Origin of the sequence: Roseomonas sp. TAS13, assembly GCF_001950415.1 — a bacterium.
GTDB classification, from domain to species: Bacteria; Pseudomonadota; Alphaproteobacteria; order Acetobacterales; family Acetobacteraceae; genus Roseomonas; species Roseomonas mucosa.
In genome coordinates, this window is sequence record NZ_BDLP01000749.1 from 1 (window position 1) to 809 (window position 809).

The 809-nt window shown below is 71.4% G+C and carries 1 protein-coding gene; it reads left to right on the top strand.

What is annotated here, in order from left to right:
- The coding region (locus tag ROTAS13_RS25300; protein ID WP_139323609.1) for a tetratricopeptide repeat protein at positions 1-463 on the top strand (463 nt) is incomplete at its 5' end.
- Positions 464-809: the final 346 nt, after the last annotated feature.

Below are 809 nucleotides of genomic sequence, written 5' to 3' on the forward strand. Positions count from 1 at the left end.
GGCGCTGCGCCAGTCCCGCCGCTCGGAGGCCCGGCAATGGGCGGAACGCGCCGTCGCGGCCGCGCCGGAGGATATCGGCACGATCCTGAAGCTCGCCCAGGTCCTGCAGGCGCAGAACGACCTGGACGGCGCGAAGCAGCGCGTCGAGGCCGCGCTGACCCTGGCGCCGCAGGACCTGAATGTCCTGCGCCGGCTCTGCGACATCGCGATCCGCCAGAACGACCTGCCCGCCGCCCGCGGCTACATGGAACGCGTCCTGCAACAGGCGGAACAGGACACCAACGCCCATCTGCGGCTGGTGGAAATCCTCCTGCGCAGCCGGGACTTCGCCGCCGCCCAGAAGGCGGTGACGCGGATGCAGGCGGTCTTCGCGCCCGAAACCCTCGCCCCCGCGCCGGCCCCCGCCCTGCCGCAGCCGGCCCGGCCTCAGAACCCGAACCAGAAGAAGAAGCGCCGCCGCTAAGGCACCCGGCCCTTCGCGGGTCGCGGTTCCGCTTCGGGCCACCCTGGGGGGAGAGGCGCCGCTTCTCCCGCCGCCCCCCCTCTCCGCCAGGGACCGAAGCTGGTCCCCGGGCTTGAGTTGGCGCCTGCGGTGGACGTTGTCCCGTGGCCTGATCCCTGGGAGCAGGTGGGAAGGCGGGGCTACCGAGAAGAAGTAGACACCATCTCCGCGCTGACGGCACAGGCAGTCCGCCGGAGAGCCATGCTCTCCGGCGCGATCCGGCATCGGCAAGCACCAGCGAAGGGGAGGTCCAGGACCCTCAGGGTCCTGGCGGAGTGGCTGTCTCTTGATCACATCTACGCACAGC